Origin of the sequence: Microbacterium radiodurans (assembly GCF_008710705.1) — a bacterium.
Classification (GTDB): domain Bacteria; phylum Actinomycetota; class Actinomycetes; order Actinomycetales; family Microbacteriaceae; genus Microbacterium; species Microbacterium radiodurans.
The window spans coordinates 911,651-933,247 of sequence record NZ_VYRZ01000001.1 but is presented as its reverse complement, the minus strand read 5'-3'; the positions used below and the strand labels follow the sequence as shown (position 1 = coordinate 933,247).

Below are 21,597 nucleotides of genomic sequence, written 5' to 3'. Positions count from 1 at the left end.
CCATCGATGCCCGCGGCGTCAGCTCAGGACGGGCATCACGAAGCTGGCACCCTCTTTGATCCCCGACGGCCAGCGCGTCGTGACCGTCTTGGTCTTCGTGTAGAAGCGGAACGCGTCGGCTCCGTGCTGGTTCAGATCGCCGAAACCCGACTGCTTCCAGCCGCCGAAGGTGAAGGAGGCGATCGGGACGGGGATCGGCACGTTGACCCCGACCATGCCGACCTCGACCCGGGCGGTGAAGTCGCGCGCGGTGTCGCCGTCCCTCGTGAAGATCGAGACCCCGTTGCCGTACACGTGCTCGCTCGGCAGCCGGAGAGCCGTCTCGTAGTCGTCCGCGCGGACGACGACGAGGACCGGCCCGAAGATCTCCTCCCGGTAGATCGTGTGGTCGGGCTCGACGTCGTCGAACAGCGTCGGGCCGAGGAAGAAGCCCCCCTCGTGGCCGGGGACGACGAGTCCGCGACCGTCGGCCACGAGGGTCGCGCCCTCGGCGATGCCCGTCTCGATGTACTCGCTCACCCGCTGCACGGCTTCGGCGCTCACGAGGGGGCCGAAGTCGGCGTCGGCGTCGAGCGCCGCCCCCACGCGCAGGGCCGCCACGCGCTCGGCGAGCCTGGCCACGAGAGCATCGGCCGTCTCGGCGCCCACCGGCACCGCGACGGAGATCGCCATGCAGCGCTCCCCCGCCGAGCCGTAGCCGGCCCCGATGAGCGCGTCGGCGGCCTGGTCGAGGTCGGCATCGGGCATGACGATCATGTGGTTCTTCGCGCTGCCGAAGCACTGGGCGCGCTTGCCCCGCGCGGCGGCCCGCTCGTAGATGTACCTCGCGATGGGGGTCGAGCCGACGAACCCGACCGCGCGCACCCGGTCGTCGTCGAGCAGGGCGTCGACGGCGGTCCTGTCACCGCCCACGACGCTGAAGACACCGGCGGGGAGGCCCGCCTCGGCGAAGAGCTCGGCCAGTCGCAGCGGCACCGACGGGTCGCGTTCGCTCGGCTTCAGCACGAAGGCGTTACCGGCCGCGAGCGCGGGACCCGCCTGCCAGAGCGGGATCATCGCCGGGAAGTTGAACGGCGTGATGCCCGCGACCACGCCGAGCGGCTGGCGCATCGACGAGACGTCGACCCCCGTGGCGACATCGAGCGAGAATTCGCCCTTCAGGAGGTGCGGCGCACCCAGGGAGAACTCGACGACCTCGACCCCGCGCTGGATGTCGCCGCGCGCGTCGGCCACGGTCTTGCCGTGCTCGCTGGAGAGCAGCCGCGCGAGGTCGTCCGCGTCGCGGGCGACGAGGTCGAGGAAGCGCTGGAGCACGCGCGCCCGGCGCTGCGCGGTCCAGCCGCCCCATTCGCGCTGCGCATCGGCGGCGGCGTCGACCGCGGCGCGCACCTCGTCGGCGCTCGCCAGCGGCACGCGCGCCTGGACGCGGCCCGTGCTCGGGTCGAAGACGTCCGAGAAGCGCCCGGACGTCCCCGGCACGGCGCGACCGCCGATGAAGTGCGCGAGCGCTCGCACCGGCTCTCGCGGGGACGCGGATGCGGACTCGTCGGTCATGGGATCGCCTTCCGGCGCACATCGCCGTGCGCGTTCGTAGGGTACCCATCTATTTCGCAGGGCGTCAATGGATCCTGCACCCGCGCACGCTGACGTATGGTGGGCGCGAACCGCAGTTCGACGCTCGAGGAGGAGCCGTGTCGTCGGTCATCGTCTCGGGGGCCTGCACCCCCGTGCAAGGGATGCGCGACGGCACGCCGCGCAGGCGGCTGCCACCGCGGCGCGGCGAGCAGCATCCCGTGCATCCGCGCCCGGCTCGGGCCGGCGCCGCACGCGTCGCCGAGGAGGACACCGTATGAGAATCGACGGCACCACGGCGCTCGTCACGGGCGCCGCATCCGGACTCGGGCTGGCGACGGCCACGGCACTCGCGGCGGCGGGCGGGCACGTCGTGGGACTCGACCTGGCTGCCGCGATCGAGCGAGCCGGTGACCCGCCGGCGGGTGTGGCCCTGGTCGCCGGGGACGTGACCGACGAAGAGGACGTCGCCCGGGCCGTCGCGGCGGCCACCGCCCACGACGACGCGCCGCTGCGGCTCGCGGTCACCTGCGCCGGCATCGCGCCGGCCCGCCGCATCCTCTCCTCACGCGGAGCGCACGACCTCGAGACGTTCCGCCGGACGGTCGAGATCAACCTCGTCGGGACGTTCAACGTGCTGCGGCTGTCGGCCGAGGCCATCGCGCAGACCGAACCGGATGCCGCGGGTCAACGCGGCCTCGTCGTCACCACGGCCTCGGTGGCCGCCTACGAGGGGCAGATCGGGCAGGCCGCCTACGCCGCCTCGAAGGGCGGGGTGGTGTCGCTGACGATCGCCGCAGCACGCGATCTGGCGCGCAGCGGCATCCGGGTGAACACGATCGCCCCCGGCATCGTCGACACGCCGATGCTCTCATCGCTCGGACCGGAGGTCGGCCGATCGCTCGCCGAGAGCGTGCCGTTCCCGCACCGGCTCGCTCGCCCGGAGGAGTTCGCGCAGCTCGTCCTGATGCTCGCCGCCCACGACTACCTCAACGGCGAGACGATCCGGATGGACGGCGCGCTCCGCATGGCGCCCCAGTAGTCCGCTGCGTCAGCTCGCCTCTTCGTCGCGCTCGGCCACCTCGCGGTCGGCCTCCGTCGGGACGTACCCCGCGACGTGCCGCTCGGGCACGCCGTCGTAGGCCGAGAGCGGCCGGATGAGCGCGTTCGACGCCGCCTGTTCCATGATGTGGGCCGACCATCCCGCGACGCGGGCCGCCACGAACAGCGGCGTGAAGGTGAGGGTGTCGAACCCGATCAGGTGGTAGGCCGGACCCGACGGGTAGTCGAGGTTCGGGTAGATGCCCTTGCGCGCGACGAACTCGGACTCGAGCTCGTCGTAGAGCGCGGCGAGGTCGGCTGCGCCGACATGCTCGACGAGGGTGTCGAGGGCGGCCTTCATCGTCGGAACGCGCGAGTCGCCCTTCTTGTAGACGCGGTGCCCGAAGCCCATGATCTTGCGCTTGTGCGCGAGCGCTTCATCGAGCCACGGCCCGACCCTGTCGGCGGTCCCGATCTCGTCGAAGACGTGCATGACCGCCTCGTTGGCGCCACCGTGGAGGGCGCCCTTGAGCGCCCCGATCGCGCCGACGACGGCCGAGTAGAGGTCGCTCGTCGTGCTCGTGATGACCCGGGCGGTGAAGGTGGAGGCGTTGAACGAGTGCTCGGCATAGAGGATGAGCGAGACCGTGAACGCGTGGGCGACGACGTCGTCCGGCTCCTCGCCGAAGGTCATCCAGAGGAAGTTCCGCGAGTAGTCGAGGTCATCCCGCGGCGCGATGAGTTCCTGCCCCCGCCGGCGACGCTGGTCGTACGCGACGATCGCGGGGATCTTCGCCAGCAGCAGGCGCGCCTTCCGGAGGTCGGCATTCCGCGCGTTGTCGGACACATCGGGCGCCGCCGCACCGATGGCCGAGACCGCGGTGCGCAGCACGTCCATCGGGTGCGCGTGGCCCGGCAGAGCATCGATGATCGCGCGCACATCGGCGTCGAGCTCGCGGTGCGCGCGCTCGAACCGCTCGAACGCGGCGAGCTGCTCGGCATCCGGCAGCTCGCCGTGCCACAGCAGATGCGCGACGGCCTCGAACGACTGGGTCGCGGCGAGTTCCTGAACGGGGTACCCGCGGTACAGCAGCGAGTTGCTCTCGGGATCGACCTTGCTCACGGCGGTGGTGTCCACCGTGACCCCGGCGAGGCCCTTCCTGATGTCGGCGTCTGCCATGATCACTCCTTCGTGACGGGTTCGTCCCTGTCGACCGTGAAGTCGAAGATGCTCGTGTCGAAGCGGTTGTACTGCTCGTAGTCGATCAGGTCGTACAGATCGGCGCGGTGCTGCATCTCGCCGAGACGGCTGCTCAGCTCGCCGTGCTCGATCAGCGTATCGAGTGCCCGCTCGGCGGCGCCCATGGCGATCCGCAGGAGCGACACCGGCCAGATGACCATGTTCACCCCGACCGCTTCCAGCTGTGCCACCGAGAAGAGCTCGCTCTTGCCGAACTCGGTCATGTTGGCCAGGATCGGCACATCCACGGCTTCGCGGATCGCGGCGAACTCCTCGAGCGTCCGCATCGCCTCGGGGAAGATCGCGTCGGCTCCGGCGTCGACGAGCGCCTTCGCACGGTCGACCGCTGCCGGCATCCCCTCGACGGCGCGGATGTCCGTGCGGGCCATGACGAGGAAGCCGGGGTCGCGGCGCGCATCGACGGCTGCGCGGATGCGGCGGAGCGCCGTCGCATCGTCGACCACGGCCTTGCCGTCGAGGTGCCCGCAGCGTTTGGGGTTCACCTGGTCCTCGATGTGGCAGCCGGCGATGCCGGCGTCTTCGAGCGTCTGGATCGTGCGGGCGACGTTCATCGGCTCGCCGAAGCCGGTGTCGGCGTCGATGAGGGCGGGCAGCTCCGTCGTCCGCGCGATCTGCTGCCCGCGCCCGGCGACCTCGGTGAGCGTCGTCAGCCCGATGTCGGGCAGCCCGAGGTCGGCCGAGAGCACCGCGCCCGAGATGTAGACGCCGTCGAAGCCCTTCCGCTCGATGAGGCGTGCGGAGAGCGGATTGAACGCGCCCGGGAAGCGGAGGATCCCACCGCTCGCGAGCCGTTCGCGGAGCAGCCGTCGCTTCTCCGTCGCGGAGGTCGTGCTGTGCAGCATCAGAAGAGACCCCGCGGGTTCGGCGCGGCGTCGACGACGCCGGCGCGGGCGACGATGTTCAGCTCGCGCACCTCGGCGGCGGTGAGCTCGGGCAGGCGCTCGACGAGGGCGAGGAACCGGTCGATCTCGGCGGACTCGAGCACGGGCCCCGCCAGCATCCGGAACTTGCGGACGTAGTCGGCGCGTTCGAACGGGCGCGCCCCCAGCGGATGGGCGTCGGCGACGGCGATCTCGTCGACGATCGTCTCGCCGTTCGCGAGGCGGATCTCGACCCGGCCGCCGAAGGCCTTCTCGGCGGGATCCTCGGAGTGGTACCGGCGGGTCCACTCCGGGTCTTCGGCCGTCGTGATCTTCTGCCAGAGCGCGACCGTGTCGGGGCGCGCCGCCCGCTCGGGCGTGTAGGAGTCGACGTGGTGCCATCCGCCGTCCTGCAGCGCGACCCCGAAGATGTACGGGATCGAGTGGTCGAGCGTCTCGCGGGATGCCGACGGGTCGTACTTCTGGGGGTCGTTCGCCCCCGACCCGATCACGTAGTGCGTGTGGTGGCTCGTGTGCAGCACGATGCCCTCGACGTTCGCCGGGTCGGCCAGTTCGGGATGCGCGCCGTGCAGCTTGCGGGCGAGGTCGATCCAGGCCTGCGCCTGGTACTCGGCGGAGTGCTCCTTCGTGTACGAATCAAGGATGCCGCGCTTCGACTCGCCCGCGGCCGGCAGCGGCACGCTGTAGGCGGCGTCCGGTCCGTCGAGCAGCCAGGCGATGACGCCGTCCTCGCCTTCGTAGATGGGGTTCGGGCTCGTCTCACCGCGCATCGCGCGATCGACCGCCTCGACGGCGAGCTTGCCGGCGAAGGCGGGCGCGTGTGCCTTCCAGGTCGAGATCTCGCCCTTGCGCGACTGGCGGGTCGCGGTCGTGGTGTGGAGCGCCTGACCGACGGCTTCGTAGATGGTGGCGGCGTCGAGGCCGAGCAGCGTGCCGATGCCGGCGGCGGCCGAGGGACCGAGGTGGGCGACGTGGTCGATCTTGTGCTTGTGCAGGCAGATCGCGCGGACGAGGTCGATCTGGATCTCGTACCCGGTGGCGAGTCCGCGCACGAGCGCCGCGCCGTCGGCACCCACGTGCTGCGCGACCGCGAGGATCGGCGGGATGTTGTCGCCCGGGTGGGAGTAGTCGGCCGCGAGGAACGTGTCGTGGTAATCGAGCTCGCGGACGGCCACCCCGTTCGCCCACGCCGCCCACTCCGGGCTCGTGACCTCGGTGACGCCGAACACGCCCGCCCCGGCGCCGCCGCGCGAGACGGCGTGGTCGAGCGCCTGCGCGCGAGCCGAGCTGACGGGAGCGCGGGTGAGGGATGCTGCGGCGACGGCGGCGTTGTCGATGATGCGGTTCACGATCATCTCGACGACGTCCGGGTCGACGGCGACGGGGTCGACGGCGACCTCGGCGATCTTCCACGCGAGCTGGCCGTCCCGGGACAGCTCCTCGTCGCTGCGGTGGACGCGGACGGAGTGGGCGACGGTCATGCGGGTACCTCCAGGGAGTCGAGGATGCTGGCCAGCGCCAGCTTCAGATGAACATGAGTGGCGTGCGCGGCGAGCTCGGCGTCGCGGGCGGCGATCGCCTCCGCGATGACGCGGTGCTCGTCGACGGAGCGGGCGAGCCGTTCGGGCTTGTAGCGGGCGAGGCGGCGCACCCGCACGAGGTGCGTGCGCACGGTGCGCAGCGACGCGGCGAGATAGTCGTTCCCGATCGCCGCGTCGACGGCGGCGTCGAACCGGGCGATCAGGGCGTAGTAGGCGTCGCGGGCCGCCTCCCCGTCGACGGACGCGTGCGCGAACTCCGCGGCCAGCGCATCGAACACGCCCGGGTCTCCGCGGCGAGCCGCCAGCCGGGCTGCGGCCTCCTCGAGGGCGCCACGCAGATCGAACAGGGCTCGGATGTCGTCCGCATCGATCGGCGAGACGACCGTCACGCGCGGCGATGTCTGCTGGACCAGTCCGTCGGCGGCGAGGCGCGCGATCGCCTCTCGCAGCGGCGTCCGGCTCACGCCCAACCGGGCCGCCTGCTCGGTCTCCGCGAGAACCGCTCCGGGCGCGAGGGCACCGGTCTGGATCTCGGTGAGCAGTGTCGAATACACACGATCGCTGGCTCGAGCTCCGACGTTGTCGCTCACTCGATCGCTGACTCGCATTCGGCACCCCCGCGCCCCGATTGTATACACAGTGGCGCGCTGACGGACAGATTCCGTTCGAATCAGCTTCTGTGCATACCGGTTCCGCATCCCCGGTGAACGGCGGCCAGCTGCACGGCTGCCCTCCGGTGCGTGGCTCGGTGGCGTGGCCGATCCCGGGCGCAGCCGAGAAGGTGGCGCGTGTGGTGGCTACGCCCGCGGAGATGCCGCATCACGCGCCACCTTCGCTCGAACGCCGCCCGGGGCGGCGCGACGTCAGACACCGGCGGGAACGGCCGAGCCCACCCACTCTCCTCGTGCGTGGTCGTAACAGGTCGTGTTGTCGATGCGCGAGCGATCGAAGGCGATCTCGCCGGCGACGACCTTCCCGACCCGCTCCGGGTCGGGAGCGGCCATCGCGAGGAGCTTCGTGTAATCGTGGTGCGGGTCGAGGATGACGGCATCCGCCGGCCCGCGCTCGACGATGCGCCCCCGGTAGAGCACGAGGATCTCGTCGGAGAAGTGGCGGGCCGTCGCGAGATCGTGCGTGATGTAGAGCACCGCGAGATCGTCCTCGCGCTGCAGCCGAGCGAGAAGGTTCAGCACCCCGAGGCGGATCGACACGTCGAGCATCGAGACGGGTTCGTCGGCGATGAGCACCTGGGCGCCGGGGGCCAGGGCGCGCGCGATGGCGACCCGCTGCCGCTGTCCGCCCGACAGCTCGTGCGGGCGGCGGTGCAGGAAGGATTCGGCCGGGGTGAGATTCACCCGCTCGAGCATCTGCAGGACGCGCTCGCGCGTCTCGGCCGCTCCGCGCGTGCGGTGGTGGATCCGCAGCGGCCGCGCGATGTGGTGCTCGATGGAATGGAAGGGGTTCAACGAGGCGAACGGATCCTGGAAGACCATCTGCACGTGGCGGCGGTACTCCTTCGCCGACACCGGTGTCCCATCGCCCCGGCGGACGTGGATGGCACCCGAACTCGGCCGCTCGAGCCGGGTCAGCAGCTTCGCGATGGTCGACTTGCCCGAGCCCGACTCCCCCACCAGCGCAACGGTGCGGCCGGGCACGAGGTCGAACGACACGTCGTCGACGGCGTGCAGCCGTCGGCGCCGTAGCCCCTCCCGGGTGACGTACTCCTTGCCCAGACCCGACACCTCGACTGCGGTCATGATGCTCCTCCCGGAGTCTCGTCGGCCATCACGCCGGTTCGGATGAAGTCGCCCCGGCTCCCCGAGAGGCTCGGGAACGACCCCAGCAGCTTGCGTGTGTAGGGGTGCGCGGCATCCCGGTACAGGCGGTCTGCCGCGTCGAGCTCGACGATCCGCCCCTGCAGCATGATCGCGATGCGATCGGATATCTCCAGCAGCAGCGGGAGGTCGTGCGTGATGAAGATCACCGCGAAGTCGAGCTCGTCCTTCAGCCGGACGATCTCGCGAAGGATGTCGCGCTGCACGACGACGTCGAGGGCCGTGGTCGGCTCGTCCATGATCATGACCTGCGGTTCGAGGATCATCGCCATCGCGATCATGACGCGCTGGCGCATGCCGCCCGAGAGTTCGTGCGGGAACGAGCCGATGCGGGCGGGGTCGACGCCCACGCGCTCGAGGACCTCGATCGAACGCCGCTCGGCCTCGGCGCGCGAGGTGCGGGGTCGGTGCGCGCGGATCGTGTCGTGCAGCTGCGCACGGATGCTCGTGACCGGGTTCAGAGCGTTCATCGCCCCCTGGAACACCATCGACAGCTTGCTCCAGCGGAACCTGCGGAGCGCGTCGGGCGCGAGCCCCAGCACGTCGATCGTCTCGCCCGACGCGTCGTGGAACAGCACCTGTCCCCCGGCGATGCGGGCGGGCGGACGGTGCAGCCGGTTGATCGCGTAGGCGAGGGTCGTCTTGCCGCATCCGGACTCTCCCGCGAGGCCCAGGATCTCCCCGGCTCCGAGTTCGAAGGACGCGTCCGAGACGGCGTGAACGGGACTCTCGGTCTCGTACACGACCGAGAGGCCGTCGACGGTGAGGACGGGTCGGCGCGAGGTGGTCATGAGCGGTTCGTCCTCTCGAGACGGCGGGCGCGCTGAGCGCGACGGCGGTGCAGGCGCACGTCCTTGAGTTTGGGGTCGATGACCTCGTCGATCGAGAAGTTGATGAGGGCGAGGCCCATCCCGAACAGGGCGATGATGAGCCCCGGCGGAACGAACCACCACCACGCGCCGAGCGAGAGCGCGAAGCCGTTCTGCGCGTAGAACAGCATCGTCCCGAGGGTCGCCGAATTCGACGCCCCCAATCCGATGAACGCGAGGCCTGCCTCGGCGAGGATCGCCGCGATCACGGCGCCGACGAACTGCGAGGCGATCACCGGCAGCAGGTTCGGCAGGATCTCGACCGTGATGACCCGCCACGACCGCTCGCCCGACACCCGCGCCGCGGCAACGTAGTCGCGGCTGCGGATCGAGAGGGTCTGCGCGCGGAGCACCCGGGATGCCGCGGCCCACCCGGTGATGGCGAGCACGATCGCGATGGTCCACCAGCCGCGCGCCTCGCGGGGCACGAACCCGGCGATGACGATCACCAGGGGCAGGCCGGGAATGACGAGGAAGACGTTCGACAGCAGCGAGAAGCCCTCGTCGACGAGGCCGCCGCGGTACGCGCCGTAGATGCCGAACACCAGCGAGAGCACGGTCGCGAGCACGCCGACGAGGAGCCCGATCTGCAGGGAGCCGCGGGTCGCGTAGGCCAGCTGCGCGAGCACGTCCTGGCCGGTCTGCGTCGTGCCGAGGAGATGCTCGCCCGAGGGCGGCGTCATCCCGATGTCGCGGATCGTCGTCGGATCCGTGACCAGGAGGGGCCCGAGGATGCCGAAGAGGGCGATCACGGCGGCCAGGACGAGACCGAGCACGAGCCAGGGAGTCGGGGTCGGCAGCATCAGTCGCCACGCGGATCGCGGCGGGCGCTTGCCGCGACCGGATGCCTGGAGGGCGAGCGTGCGGGTCGATTCCGTGATGTCGGGCTCGACGCGCGGGGTGATGTTGGTCATGGCTCATCCCTTTCGTGTGCGCGGGTCGATCAGGCCGTAGAGGAGGTCGACGACGAGGTTCGCGCCGAGCACCGCGAGGGTGATGTAGAGGAAGACGCCCTGCATGAGGGCGTAGTCGTTGTTCGTCACGGCCGCCAGGAGCTTCGACCCGATGCCGGGATACGAGAAGACCTGCTCGGTGATGACCGAGCCCGACACGACGAAGCCGAGCGAGATGGCGAAGCCCGCGACCGAGGGCAGCACGGCGTTGCGCGCCGCGTAGCGCATGAGGATCTGCCGTTCCGGCAGGCCCTTGGCGCGCGCGGTCATGATGTAGTCCTCCGAGAGGGTGGAGACCATCATGTTGCGCATGCCGAGGAGCCAGCCGCCGACCGACGCGATGACGATCGTGAGCGCCGGCAGGAACCCGTATTGGATCGTCGAGGAGATGAACGGCCAGTTCCACCCGGGGGTGAGGACGACGTTGTAGCCGCCGCTGCCGGGGAGGAGGCCGAGCTGGAGCGAGAGCAGGTAGACCAGCAGAAGCGCGAGCCAGAAGTAGGGCACGGCCGACAGCAGCGTGGTGGCGGGCACGAGCGAGTCGAGCCAGCTGCCCGGTCGCCAGCCGGCGAGCGCGCCGAGCACGACGCCGAGGATCGCCGCGAGGACCGTCGCGATGCCGACGAGCGCGATCGTCCACGCCAGCGAGGTGGAGATCACATCGGTCACCTGGGCGGGGTAATACGACACCGAGACGCCGAGGTCCCCGCGGAGCAGGTTGCCGAGGTAGTCGACGTACTGCTGCAGGAGGGGGGTCTGATCGTCGCCGCCGAGCAGGAGCGCGTAGGCGCGCCGGGTGTCGTCGGAGACCGCGCCGCCGCGCTGCTGCAGCTTCGCCAGCAGGATGTCGACGGGGTTGCCGGGCAGCAGGCGGGGCAGGGCGAAGTTGATCGTCAGCGCCGCCCACAGCGCGATCGCGTAGAACGCGAGCTTTCGCAGGAGGAATCTCATGGTGCCTTCCAGGCTCGGGAGAGGGCGGGGACCGGCCGTGGAGCTCCGGCCCCCGCCCCGCGGATCACTCGCCCGTCGGGCTCAGCTTCTTGAAGACCTCGGCCGAGTCCAGCCGCGACCAGACCGCCGGGAAGGCGTACAGGTCGTCGTCGGTCGGCCAGCCGTCGAACTTGGCGACGTTCCACTGGCTCGAGGTCCCCGCGGTGAGCACCGGGATGTATGGCAGATCGGCCACGATGCGGTCCTGGATCGTCGCCATGAGCGGCTCCCGCGCCGCGGTGTCGTCGAAGGCGAGCGCCTGCAGCGCCTCCACCGCCGCGCTGACGTCGGGGTCGGCGTAACGCGAGAAGTTGTTGCCCGAGCTCTCCCCGACCGGCACGGTGGTGGCGAAGAAGTTGTTGTAGACGTAGTACGGGTCGGGCGCCGGGCCCTGGGCGAGCGAGTCGATCGCGAGCTCGAAGTTGCCGCGCTGCTTCTTGTCGGTCCACTCGTTCCACGACGACTGCACCGGGACGACCTCGATGCCGGCCTCGCGCGCCTGCGCGGCGATCGTGTCGATCGTCGTGATGTAGTCGGTCCACCCGGTCACGACCTCGACGCCGAGCGAGAGGCGCTCGCCGTCCTTCGCGTAGATGCCGTCGCCGCCGAGCGCCCAGCCGGCCCCCTCGAGGAGGGCGCGGGCCTGATCGGCCTGCGGCGTCGTCGGAACCACCGGGTCGACGACGGACGGCGAGATCCACTGCTCCTGGTTGGCGAGCAGGACGAATGTCGGCGAGATGTCGGTCGACGTGTTCTGGAAGGCGAGCGCGTTCACCTGGTCGCGGTTGATCGCGAGCGACAGCGCCTGGCGGACGGCCGGGTCGGTCTGCGGCCCGGAGCAGCCCATCTCGGCACTCGCGCAGCTGGCGAGAACCGTCTGATTCTGATTCGCGGTGACGTTGACGTAACCCGGGTAGCGATCGGGGACGTTCTGGATGTCGGGAACCGGGCTCGTCTGCCAGTCGATGGTGCCGGCGGCGAGGGCGTCGGCCTGCGCCTGATTGCCCGACAGCGAGATGTAGCGGATCGCCTTGAGCTCCGGCTCGCCGCCCCAGTAGTCCGGGTTCGCGGCGAGCGTGAAGGCCTGCGGCTTGAAGTCGGCGAGTTCGAACGCGCCCGTGCCCACCGGCTGCTCGTCGAGGAACTCGGTCGGCGACACATCGGCCCACAGGTGCTCGGGCACGATGACGGTGTTCAGGATGTCGGGACCCTTCACGTACGACGGCGAATCGAAGGTGAACGCGACCGAGTCGCCGTCGGCTGCCACCTCGCCGTCGAAGCCGATGTTGTTGATCGAGGGGTTGTCCTTGAGCATCGAGAAGGTGAACGCGACATCGGCCGCGGTGAAGGGCTCGCCGTCGGACCACGTCACGTCGTCGCGGACGGTCACGGTGTAGACGGTGCCGTCCTCGTTCCAGCTCTGGTCGACGCCCAGCAGCGGCTCGGGTTCGGCGTCGCCCACCTTGTTGATGAAGAAGAGCGGCTCGTAGATGGTGCCGACCCCGCCGATACTCGAGGGCGAGAACGGGTTGAAGTTGATCTGCATGTCGCCCTGACCACCGACGGTGATCAGGGTGTCGGCGTCGGAGGCGGTGGCCCCCGAGTCGCCGCCGGGGGCACAGGCGGCGAGACTGACGGCGAGCGCCGTGGCTGCGGTCAGGCCGAGGAGGAGGCGGAGCGGGGCGGGTGATCTGCGGAACATCATGGTCCTTCTGTCGACGGTGACGAGGTTCTGAACTACCGGGGTCGAGCGCGCGATCGCGGCGGGTTGAGCGCTGCGATCTCAGGACGCGCGAGGTCGGAGGGAGCGGCGGCGCATCACCCCGCTTCGATGCGGTGGGCGGTGTAGGTCGCGGAGGTGATCGAGAACGAGCCGGCGCGTGAGCGGAAGCCGACGACCCGGCCGGTGAACCCGCCCGCGACCTCGGTGGAGAAGTAGCGCCCGTCGATGCGGGCGAAGTCGTGCCGGCGACCGGACTGGATGACCCCGAGGACGATGTCGTCCGGCCCCCCGGTGGTGGGGTCGACCGATTCGATCACGACCGTCACGGCGTCGCCGTCGGACAAGTGGACGGCGTCGCCCAGACGCTGCTCGAGCGGACCGATCCGCACGGTGCACGAGGCCATCGGCCCACCGGCGGCCGCCTCGACGCGCACCTCGGCGAGGTGGGCGTCGTCGAGGCGCAGCAGGATGCCGGCCGAGCCGTCGATCCGGTCGAGGTCGACGTCGAATCGCCACCGCAGGTCGGTGACCCGCGTGACGACCGCCGTGGTCGCCCGGGATCCGGTCTGGACGGGCGTGACGCGAGCGCCGCGGCCGTCGGCGAGCGGGGTCAGCTGCGCCGAGACGGGCGCACCGGGAGACACCCAGCGCGGCGACAGCGGCGCGGCGAAGATCTCGACGAACGAGCGGTCGGGAGCCGGCACCGAGAAGCGATCCTCGACGAACACCGGCCATCCGTCCTCCCAGTCGATGCCGGCGAGGAACGTCTCGCGCCCGTTGACGTGGAACATCGGGGTCGTGCCGCGCGGACGGACTCCGAGGTAGACCGCCGCCCACGAGCCGTCGGGACGCTCGACGAGGTCGGCGTGACCGACGTTCTGCACGGGGTGGGTCGAGCTGCGGTGACTGAAGACGGGGTTGTGCGGATGCGCCTCGAACGGCCCCTCGGGATGACGCGACCGCGCGATGGTGACGGCGTGGCCGCGCTCGGTCCCGCCCTCGGCGAGCATGAGGTACCACCACGATCCCCGGCGGTACAGGTGGGGCGCCTCGGGGAAGGCGAGCCCGGCTCCGGGCCAGACCGCACGCGGCCGTTCGAGCAGGCGCCCGCTGGGCAGATCGACCCGCACCTGAGCGATGCCGCGGAGCTCCGGGTCGCCCGAGCAGTACGTGACGATGCAGCCCTCCTCGTCCCAGGCCAGGTCGGGGTCGATCCCGACCGCCCCCTCCACGCGCCACGGCGCGCTCCACGGGCCGCGCGGGTCGGTCGCCGAGACGACGAGCTGGCCGTCGCCGGCGGCGATGTCGGTCGTGATGATCCAGAAAGTCCCGTCGCGGTGGCGGATCGTCGGGGCGTAGATGCCCCCGCTCGCGTTCGAGGCGCCGGCGAGGGCGGCGTGATCGAGCGCGTTCCCGATCTGGGTCCAGCTCACGAGATCGGTGCTGTGCCAGATCGGCAGCCCGGGCTGGTACTCGAACGACGAATGAACGAGGTAGTAGTCGTCGCCGACGCGGCAGATGCTCGGGTCCGGGTGGAACCCGGCGACCACCGGTTCCCGCGCAGCGCTCTCGAGCGCCGGCTCGACGATCGGGTCGTCGGCGGGCGGGCTCTGCGTGATGGTGGCCATGGGTCTTCCTCGTCCCTCGGGCGTGCGTCGATCCGGGCCCGGGCGTTGCGGCCCGGCATCCGGCTCGCTAATCTAAGCGCATAACATCGCGATATCGCAATACCGATTCTTCGACGCACGAGGAGCCGTCGAAGCGGGAGTACCCGAGGAGGATGCCGGTGTCGTCAGCTCTGCGCGTCGTCGACCGAGCAGCCGCACGAGACGCCGAGCCACAGCCGGGAGGGCAGGACCGCATCGGCGTCCGCAGCGCGTCCGCCGGCCCCGTCGCCGCGCAGGACGTCGAGGAGGACCCGCACCGCGACCCGCCCGACGGCCTCCATCGGCTGGCGGACGGTCGTGAGCACGGGCGAGCTCAGACGCCCCGCGATGACACCGTCGAAGCCGGTCACGGCGATGTCGTGCGGAACCCGCATGCCGGCCTCGGCGAGCACACGGATCGCGACGAGCGCCTCCTGGTCGGTGGAGCACACGATCGCGTCGGGGAGCTCACCCGCGAGGACCTGTCTTACGGCGCGCACCGTCGACTCGTCGTCGCCCGGATGGCTCGTGACGGCTGCGGGAACCGGCAGACCGGCCGCCGTCAGCACGTCGCCGACCCCCGCGTAGCGCGCCGCGAACTCGGGGATGTCGAGCTCGCCGAAGTAGGCGAACCTCCGGTGACCGTGGGTGGTGACGAGGTGACTGACGAGCTCCGCCATGGCCGTCCGCTGATCGACGAGCACCGTGCGGATGCCGGGACGCCGGCCCGATCCGCCGAGTTCGACGATCGGGATGCGACTCGCCAGCTGCACGAGCACGTCGTGCGGCGCGGCGCCCGCGAAGGTGATGAGGCCGTCCACGCGGCCCGCGACATCGATGACCCCCGGAGCGTGCGCGGCATGCCCGGCGCCGAGCATGAGCGCGTAGCCGTTGCGTCGGCATTCGAGCTGGACGCCGCGCTGGACCTCGTCGGAGTACAGCGGGAACAGGCGCGCGTCGGAGCGCGCGAGCGCGCGCTCGACCAGGCGTTCCTCGGTCGCCGGCTCCTCGGCCGGATCGAGCAGGTAGTCGAAGGCGTACAGCCCGATCGCCCCGGTCTTGCCGCGAGCGAGCCCGCGCGCGGCGGCGGAGGGGACGTAGCCGAGCGCGTCGGCCGCCTCCAGAACCGCCCGCCGCGTCTCCTCGCGCACGCGCTCGGGACGCGAGAAGCTGAAAGACACCGTCGCCGTCGAGACGCCCGCCAGCTCGGCGACGTCGTACACGGTGGGGCGGCCGGTGCTCTCCCGGCGCGGGCGTCGCTCGGACTTCATGATCGATGTCACAGTACCCGTGATGCTCGCGCGCGACGACGCGCACCGGAGAAGGAGCCATGACCCCGCCGCAGCCGCACGACCTCAGGAACACAGCCGCGTCCGGGCACGGAACCACCCCGCCAGGCCCCGAGACTCCTGAGAACAGACCGGCCCGCGCCCTCGACCCGCGGGCGATCGACGTGGCCGACCCGCTCCTGGTCACGCTCAGGGAGCGCAGCCGCGCCTACCTCCTCTCGCTCGAGCCCGAGCGCTTCCTGCATCCGTGGCTGCGTCACGCGGGGCTGCCGCCGTCGACCAAGCCCGGCTACGGCGGGTGGGAGCGCGAGACCGACGCGCGCTTCACCGGGCACTTCTTCGGCCACTACCTGTCGGCCGCGGCTCGGGCGAGCGTCACGGCGCCCGCCGATGAGCGCCGTCGTCTCGAGGGGTCGCTGGCGGTCGCGGTCGACGGCCTCGCCCGCGCGCAGGCGGCGTACGCCGTCGTCGATCCGCGGAATGCGGGCTACGTCGCCCCGTTCTCCGTGACGAGCCTGCCCGCCGGCGCCGACGGTCTGCTCGTGCCGTTCTACGACCTCCACAAGGTGCTCGCGGGGCTCCTCGACGTCCACCGGTACGCACCGGCGACCACGGCGGGGATCGCGCTCGAGGTCGCCGGCGGGTTCGGCAGCTGGCTCGCTGATTGGGCGGACCGATTCGCCGACGACGCGGCGCTCCTCGCGACCGAGTACGGCGGCATGAACGACGCGCTCTACCGCCTGTACGAGATCACCGGCGACGTCTCCCACCGCCGCGCCGCCGAGCACTTCGACGAACTCGACCTCTTCGCCGCACTCGCCGCCGGCGACGACCCGCTGCCCGGTCGCCATGCCAACACGACGATTCCGAAGCTGATCGGGGCGCTCGCCCGCGCGCGCGTGCTGAGCGACCCGGCGCTCGCCTCGATCGAGACCGTCGCGGCCCGCGAGCGCACGGCCATGTCGCGACGCGCCGCGGAGCGCTTCTTCGACCTCGTGCTGCGCCATTACACCTACGCCAACGGGGGCAACAGCGCGGCCGAGCACTTCCGCGAGCCGGGCACGCTGCGATCGTGGGCGACCTCGGGATCGGTCGTCGGCTACGGCGAGAACTCGACGGCCGAGGGCTGCAACGTCTACAACATGCGAAAGCTCGCGCGGGGCCTGTTCGAGGCGACCGGCGACGCGCGCTTCGCGCATTACGACGACCATGCCCTGCGAAACTCGATCGTCGCCTCCGCCTCACCCGAGACCGGCATGGTGACCTACTTCCAGCCGATGACCTCGGGCTACGCCAAGGTGTTCGGGGCGCCGCAGGACGAGTTCTGGTGCGACCACGGCACCGGCATCGAGTCGCTCGCCGGCCTCGGCGACGCGATCGCCTTCGCCGACGACGACGGGCTGGTGCTCACGCAGTTCTGGGCCGCGCGGATCGCGGTGCCGGAGCGGGGACTCGTGGTGTCGGTCCAGTCGGACCTGCCGTCCTCCGACGTCGTCGAGATCGCGGTGGATGCCGCGGCGGACGAGGCCGCTGGGACCGGCCAGAGCGGTAGGTCACCGGCATCCGGGAACCGCGATCGCGCCATGGTGCTGCGTCTGCGGGTGCCGGACTGGGTGGGGGCGGGCGTCGGTCTGGAACGGAACGGCGAACCCGCGGCGGCCGAGGCTGCGGACGGGTTCCTCGCGGTGCGGGTGAGCGCGGGCGACCGCCTGAGCTACCGGCTGCCCGCGCGCGTTCGGGTCGTCCCGGCTCCGGGCGATGACCACTGGGTCGCCTTCGCCTACGGACCGGCGCTGCTGGCCGCGCGTTTCGGGGCCGCCGACCCCGACGACACCTACCGCGCGGGGGTGCTCGTGCGGATGGGGCTCCCCGACCGCGACGCCCCGCGCACGATCACCGTCGCGGATCCCGATGCCTGGCTCGCCGACCCCGGCTCGTCCGTCGTGCCCGCTCCCGAGCACGGACCGCTCCGATTCCGCCTGCGCGGTGTCGACGAGCGGGCGGCTGCGCTCGTGTTCGAGCCCTATGCGACCCTCGACGACGCCCGCTACGGCATCGCGTTCGCGGTGGAGCCCGTCGCCGCAGCGGCTGGCGCCGGCGCGGACACCGAGGCCGGGGCGGCGAGCGCAGCCGACGCCGACCGGACGGGCACCGGTGTCGGCGACTCCGACGTCACCGACCGCGTGCTCGGTTTCGACGACAGCAACGCCGAGGCCGAGAAGCGCTACCTCCGGTCGCGGTCGCGCACCGGCGAGGAAGCGGGGCGGCGGTTCCGCGACGCGGCGCCGGGCGGGTGGTTCTCGTACGACCTGGCCGTGGGGACCGCACCGGGCGACCGGGTGCTGGAGCTCGAGACCGGCAGCGGGCTCGACGCCGGTGGTCTCGAGGTGCGGGCGGCCGACACGGTCATCGCGGCCGAGGGGTTCGACGACGCCCCGGATGCGGCGAACGCCTGGCGCGTGCTGCGCTTCCGGCTGCCGGCACCTCTCGTGGCGGCGAGCGCGATCGATCGCGAGGGCCAGCGGGCCGTCCGCATCCGGATCGCGTCCGTCGGGGATCAGCCGGTGCGCGTCGCCGCCGTGGTCATGCGGACCGATCGCCGCGAGTGATCAGACCGCGATGCGCTCGGGGTGCGCGTAGACGTTCAGGGATCGGCCGCGCGAGAACCCGACGAGCGTGATCCCCGCCGACGCGGCGAGCGCGACTGCGAGGGACGAGGGCGCCGAGACGGCCGCGAGCACCGGGATGCCGGCCATCGCCGCCTTCTGGACCAGCTCGAAGCTCGCACGACCCGACACCTGGAGCACGGTCGCCGATGCCGGAAGCCGGTCGGCGAGCACCGCCCAGCCGACGACCTTGTCGACGGCGTTGTGTCGGCCCACGTCCTCGCGAAGGACGAGGAGCTCGCCCGTCGCCGCGTCGAAGAGGGCGGCGGCGTGCAGCCCGCCGGTCTTGTCGAACACCTGCTGCCCCGCACGGAGCTCGTCCGGAAGGCGCGCGAGCCAGGCGGCGTCGATGCGCACGGCATCCGCCGACACGTCGAAACGCGCGATCTTCGCGACCTGCTCGATCGAGGCGGTGCCGCACACCCCGCACGAGCTCGTGGTGTAGAAGTTGCGTGCGACCTCGGGAGCGGGCGGCGCTACACCGGGCGCGAGCGTGACGTCGAGGACGTTGTAGGTGTTCTCGGATGCCGCTGCCGCCGGCGTCGCGGTCGGCACATCGACTGCCCCCGACGTCCCCGACAGCCCCGGCGTGCCCGGACCGCCGCAGTGGATCGCCGACCGCACGTCGGCGCCCGCCGCGATGATCCCCTCCCCGGCGAGGAAGCCCGCAGCCAGCTCGACGTCGTGACCCGGCGTGCGCATCGTGACGCTCAGTGCCGTGCCGCCGACCCGGATCTCGAGCGGCTCCTCGACCGCGAGGGTGTCGGGCCGTCGGCGGGACGCCGACACCCCCGCCTCGTCGACGATGATGCGGGTGACCGGCGAGAGCGCGGTGAGGCGTCCCATTCAGACCGACGCTCGAGGTTCGAGGCGCACGATGACCGCCTTCGAGGTCGGTGTGCCGCTGACGTCGGCCACCGAGTCCAGCGGCACGAGCACGTTCGTCTCGGGATAGTACGCGGCGGCGTTGCCCCGAGGCGTGTCGTAGGCGACGACCCGGAAGCTCTCGGCGCGGCGCTCCTGCATCGCTCCGTCCGCTCCGCGCCATTCCGACACGAGATCGACGATCTGGTCGGCGCGCAGGCCGAGGTCTCGGATGTCGTCGGCGTTCACGAGCACGACACGGCGGCCGCCGGAGATGCCGCGGTAGCGATCGTCCTTGCCGTAGATCGTGGTGTTGTACTGATCGTGGGAGCGGAGCGTCTGCAGCAGCAGGCGGCCCGGCGGGATCACCGGGTACTCCAGCGGGTTGACGGTGAAGCGGGCGGAACCGGTTTCCGTCGCGAAGCGGCGGGCGTCGCGCGGACCGTTGGGGAGGAAGAACGTCCGGCCCTTCTGGATCCGCGCCTCGTACTCCTCGAACCCCGGGATGACCCGTGCGATGTGCCCGCGGATGAGCGCGTAGTCGGCTTCGAGGGCGGCCCAGTCGGCGTGCGGCACGTTCGCCGGAATGTCGGCGCCGGCGGCATCCGGACGCTCGGGTTCGACGATCCCGTGCTCGGGCAGACCGCGCTCGGGGTCGCCGTCGTGCGAGACCGGACCGCCGGGCGACGCGGGAGGGGCGCTGCGGGAGAAGACGCGCTCGCACAGCCGCGCGATGATCGCGACCTCGCTCAGCAGGTCGTCGGCGGGCGGGGCGAGACGGCCCCGTGAGGCGTGGACGGCGCCCATCGAGTCCTCGACGGTGACGCGCTGGTCGGCGCCGCCGCGGCGATCGCGGTCGGTGCGGCCGAGCGTGGGCAGGATCAGCGCCCGCCGTCCCGTGACGGTGTGCGAGCGGTTGAGCTTCGTCGACACGTGCACCGTCAGGTCGACCCGCGCCATGCCGGCCTCGACGACCTCGGTGTCGGGGGTCGCCGAGACGAAGTTGCCGCCCATGCCGAGGAAGAACCGGACGCGATCGTCGCGCATCGCGCGGATCGCGGCGACCGTGTCGAAGCCGTGCTCGCGCGGTGAGCGGAAGGAGAACTCGCGGTCGAGCGCGTCGAGGAAGTCGTCGCCGGGCTTCTCGTAGATGCCGACGGTGCGGTCGCCCTGGACGTTCGAGTGGCCGCGCACCGGGCACACACCGGCCCCGGGGCGACCGATGTTGCCCTGGAGGAGCAGCGCGTTGACGACCTCGCGCAGCGTCGGCACGGAGTGCTTGTGCTGCGTCAGCCCCATCGCCCAGCAGACGATCGTCGCCCTCGAGGTGCGGACCGCCTCGCCCACCTCGCGCAGCCCGGCTTCGTCGATGCCGGTCGCGCGCTCGAGCTCGGACCACGGCACCGCCGTCATCGCGCGGCGGTAGGCGTCGATACCGCTCGTGTGCGCCGCGATGAAGTCGAGGTCGAGGACGCCGCCGTCGCGCTCCTCCGCCTCGAGCAGATGCTTGCCGATGGCCTGGAAGAGGCCCTGGTCGCCGCCGGAGCGGATCTGCACGAACGAGTCCGCGATGGCCGTGCCGCCCAGCAGCACGCCGCGCGGTGTCTGCGGGTTCTCGAACCGCAGGAGACCCGCCTCGGGAAGCGGATTCACGGCGATGATCCTCGCGCCGCGCTGCTTCGCCTTCTCAAGCGCCGACAGCATGCGCGGGTGGTTCGTTCCCGGGTTCTGCCCGGCCACGATCAGCAGATCCGCTTCGTGGATGTCGTCGATCGAGACGGTGCCCTTGCCGATGCCGATGGTCTCGGTGAGCGCCGAGCCGCTCGATTCGTGGCACATGTTCGAGCAGTCCGGCAGGTTGTTGGTGCCGAGCCCCCGGACGAGCAGCTGATAGAGGAACGCCGCCTCGTTCGAGGTTCGACCCGAGGTGTAGAAGACCGCCGCATCCGGATCATCCAGCTCGCGCAGCGCATCGGCCACGACGTCGAGCGCGTCGTCCCACGACACCGGCCGGTAGTGCGTCGCCCCCTCGTCGAGCAGCATGGGATGCGTCAGCCGGCCCTGCTGGCCGAGCCACCAGTCGTCGTGCCCGCGCAGGTCGTCGACGCTGTGCGCGGCGAAGAACTCGGGGCCGATGCGGCGCAGCGTGGCCTCCTCGGCGACGGCCTTCGCGCCGTTCTCGCAGAACTCGGCGACGTGACGCTTGTCCTCCTCGGGCCAGGCGCAGCCGGGGCAGTCGAAGCCGTCCTTCTGATTGATCCGCAGCAGCGTCTGCGCCGAACGCACGAGACCCATCTGCTCGTTCGCGATCTGCAGAGCGTGAAGGACCGCCGGCACGCCGACCGCCTTCTTCTGGGGAGCGGAGACGCCGAGCCGGGTCTCGTCGATGTCGGATGCCGGGGGCTTCGTCACCATGAGGGAAAGGGTACGCCCGCAGGTTTCGTCCCGATGCCCGCACATCGCGGG

The 21,597-nt window shown here is 71.3% G+C and carries 16 protein-coding genes; 2 read left to right on the top strand and 14 right to left on the bottom strand.

Features of this window, described 5'->3' with window-relative positions; all coding sequences use genetic code 11:
• Positions 1 to 18: 18 nt before the first annotated feature.
• A complete protein-coding gene (locus tag F6B42_RS04285) occupies positions 19 to 1,554 on the bottom strand; it encodes a CoA-acylating methylmalonate-semialdehyde dehydrogenase (protein WP_150418322.1) in 1,536 nt (511 codons plus the stop codon).
• A 295-nt stretch (positions 1,555 to 1,849) separates the two neighbouring features.
• Here F6B42_RS04285 and F6B42_RS04280 point away from each other — a divergent pair, with 295 nt between their 5' ends.
• Positions 1,850 to 2,614, top strand: a complete 765-nt coding sequence (locus tag F6B42_RS04280; protein WP_150418321.1) for an SDR family oxidoreductase — start codon at positions 1,850 to 1,852, stop codon at positions 2,612 to 2,614.
• A 9-nt stretch (positions 2,615 to 2,623) separates the two neighbouring features.
• On the opposite strand, the gene F6B42_RS04275 is transcribed toward F6B42_RS04280, so the two are convergent.
• From F6B42_RS04275 to F6B42_RS04225, 11 genes are all read right to left on the bottom strand, one after another.
• Complete coding sequence (locus tag F6B42_RS04275) at positions 2,624 to 3,793, bottom strand: bifunctional 2-methylcitrate synthase/citrate synthase (RefSeq protein WP_150418320.1); 1,170 nt, start codon at positions 3,791 to 3,793, stop codon at positions 2,624 to 2,626.
• Between the two features lie 2 nt (positions 3,794 to 3,795).
• Positions 3,796 to 4,716: a methylisocitrate lyase gene (gene prpB, locus F6B42_RS04270; RefSeq protein ID WP_150418319.1), complete on the bottom strand. Its 921-nt coding sequence runs from the start codon at positions 4,714 to 4,716 to the stop codon at positions 3,796 to 3,798.
• On the bottom strand, positions 4,716 to 6,236 hold the full coding sequence (locus tag F6B42_RS04265) for an MmgE/PrpD family protein (protein WP_150418318.1): 1,521 nt from the start codon (positions 6,234 to 6,236) through the stop codon (positions 4,716 to 4,718). The genes prpB and F6B42_RS04265 overlap by 1 nt, the downstream gene beginning before the upstream one ends.
• Positions 6,233 to 6,886, bottom strand: a complete 654-nt coding sequence (locus F6B42_RS04260) for a GntR family transcriptional regulator (protein ID WP_396652443.1) — start codon at positions 6,884 to 6,886, stop codon at positions 6,233 to 6,235. The genes F6B42_RS04265 and F6B42_RS04260 overlap by 4 nt, the downstream gene beginning before the upstream one ends.
• A gap of 273 nt (positions 6,887 to 7,159) precedes the next feature.
• On the bottom strand, positions 7,160 to 8,053 hold the full coding sequence (locus F6B42_RS04255) for an ABC transporter ATP-binding protein (RefSeq protein WP_150418316.1): 894 nt from the start codon (positions 8,051 to 8,053) through the stop codon (positions 7,160 to 7,162).
• The gene (locus F6B42_RS04250; RefSeq protein ID WP_150418315.1) at positions 8,050 to 8,922 is read right to left on the bottom strand and encodes an ABC transporter ATP-binding protein; all 873 of its coding nucleotides are present in this window, start codon (positions 8,920 to 8,922) and stop codon (positions 8,050 to 8,052) included. The genes F6B42_RS04255 and F6B42_RS04250 overlap by 4 nt, the downstream gene beginning before the upstream one ends.
• Positions 8,919 to 9,914 carry an ABC transporter permease gene (locus tag F6B42_RS04245; protein ID WP_150418314.1) on the bottom strand — a complete coding sequence of 332 codons (996 nt, stop codon included), beginning with the start codon at positions 9,912 to 9,914 and terminating at the stop codon, positions 8,919 to 8,921. The genes F6B42_RS04250 and F6B42_RS04245 overlap by 4 nt, the downstream gene beginning before the upstream one ends.
• 3 nt (positions 9,915 to 9,917) lie before the next feature.
• The gene (locus F6B42_RS04240) at positions 9,918 to 10,904 is read right to left on the bottom strand and encodes an ABC transporter permease (protein WP_150418313.1); all 987 of its coding nucleotides are present in this window, start codon (positions 10,902 to 10,904) and stop codon (positions 9,918 to 9,920) included.
• Positions 10,905 to 10,968: 64 nt separating this feature from the next.
• Positions 10,969 to 12,648 (bottom strand): ABC transporter substrate-binding protein, encoded by a 1,680-nt coding sequence (locus tag F6B42_RS04235; RefSeq protein ID WP_223878330.1) that lies wholly within the window; start codon positions 12,646 to 12,648, stop codon positions 10,969 to 10,971.
• Between the two features lie 113 nt (positions 12,649 to 12,761).
• The gene (locus F6B42_RS04230) at positions 12,762 to 14,294 is read right to left on the bottom strand and encodes a glycoside hydrolase family 43 protein (protein ID WP_150418312.1); all 1,533 of its coding nucleotides are present in this window, start codon (positions 14,292 to 14,294) and stop codon (positions 12,762 to 12,764) included.
• Positions 14,295 to 14,458: 164 nt separating this feature from the next.
• The gene (locus F6B42_RS04225) at positions 14,459 to 15,583 is read right to left on the bottom strand and encodes a LacI family DNA-binding transcriptional regulator (protein ID WP_150418311.1); all 1,125 of its coding nucleotides are present in this window, start codon (positions 15,581 to 15,583) and stop codon (positions 14,459 to 14,461) included.
• A gap of 182 nt (positions 15,584 to 15,765) precedes the next feature.
• Here F6B42_RS04225 and F6B42_RS04220 point away from each other — a divergent pair, with 182 nt between their 5' ends.
• A complete protein-coding gene (locus F6B42_RS04220) occupies positions 15,766 to 18,210 on the top strand; it encodes a beta-L-arabinofuranosidase domain-containing protein (RefSeq protein WP_191089256.1) in 2,445 nt (814 codons plus the stop codon).
• Here the strand turns inward: F6B42_RS04220 and fdhD are convergent, their stop codons facing one another.
• Positions 18,211 to 19,113, bottom strand: a complete 903-nt coding sequence (fdhD, locus tag F6B42_RS04215) for a formate dehydrogenase accessory sulfurtransferase FdhD (protein ID WP_150418309.1) — start codon at positions 19,111 to 19,113, stop codon at positions 18,211 to 18,213.
• Positions 19,114 to 21,546, bottom strand: a complete 2,433-nt coding sequence (locus F6B42_RS04210) for an FdhF/YdeP family oxidoreductase (protein ID WP_150418308.1) — start codon at positions 21,544 to 21,546, stop codon at positions 19,114 to 19,116. It abuts the gene before it with no gap.
• Positions 21,547 to 21,597 lie beyond the last annotated feature (51 nt).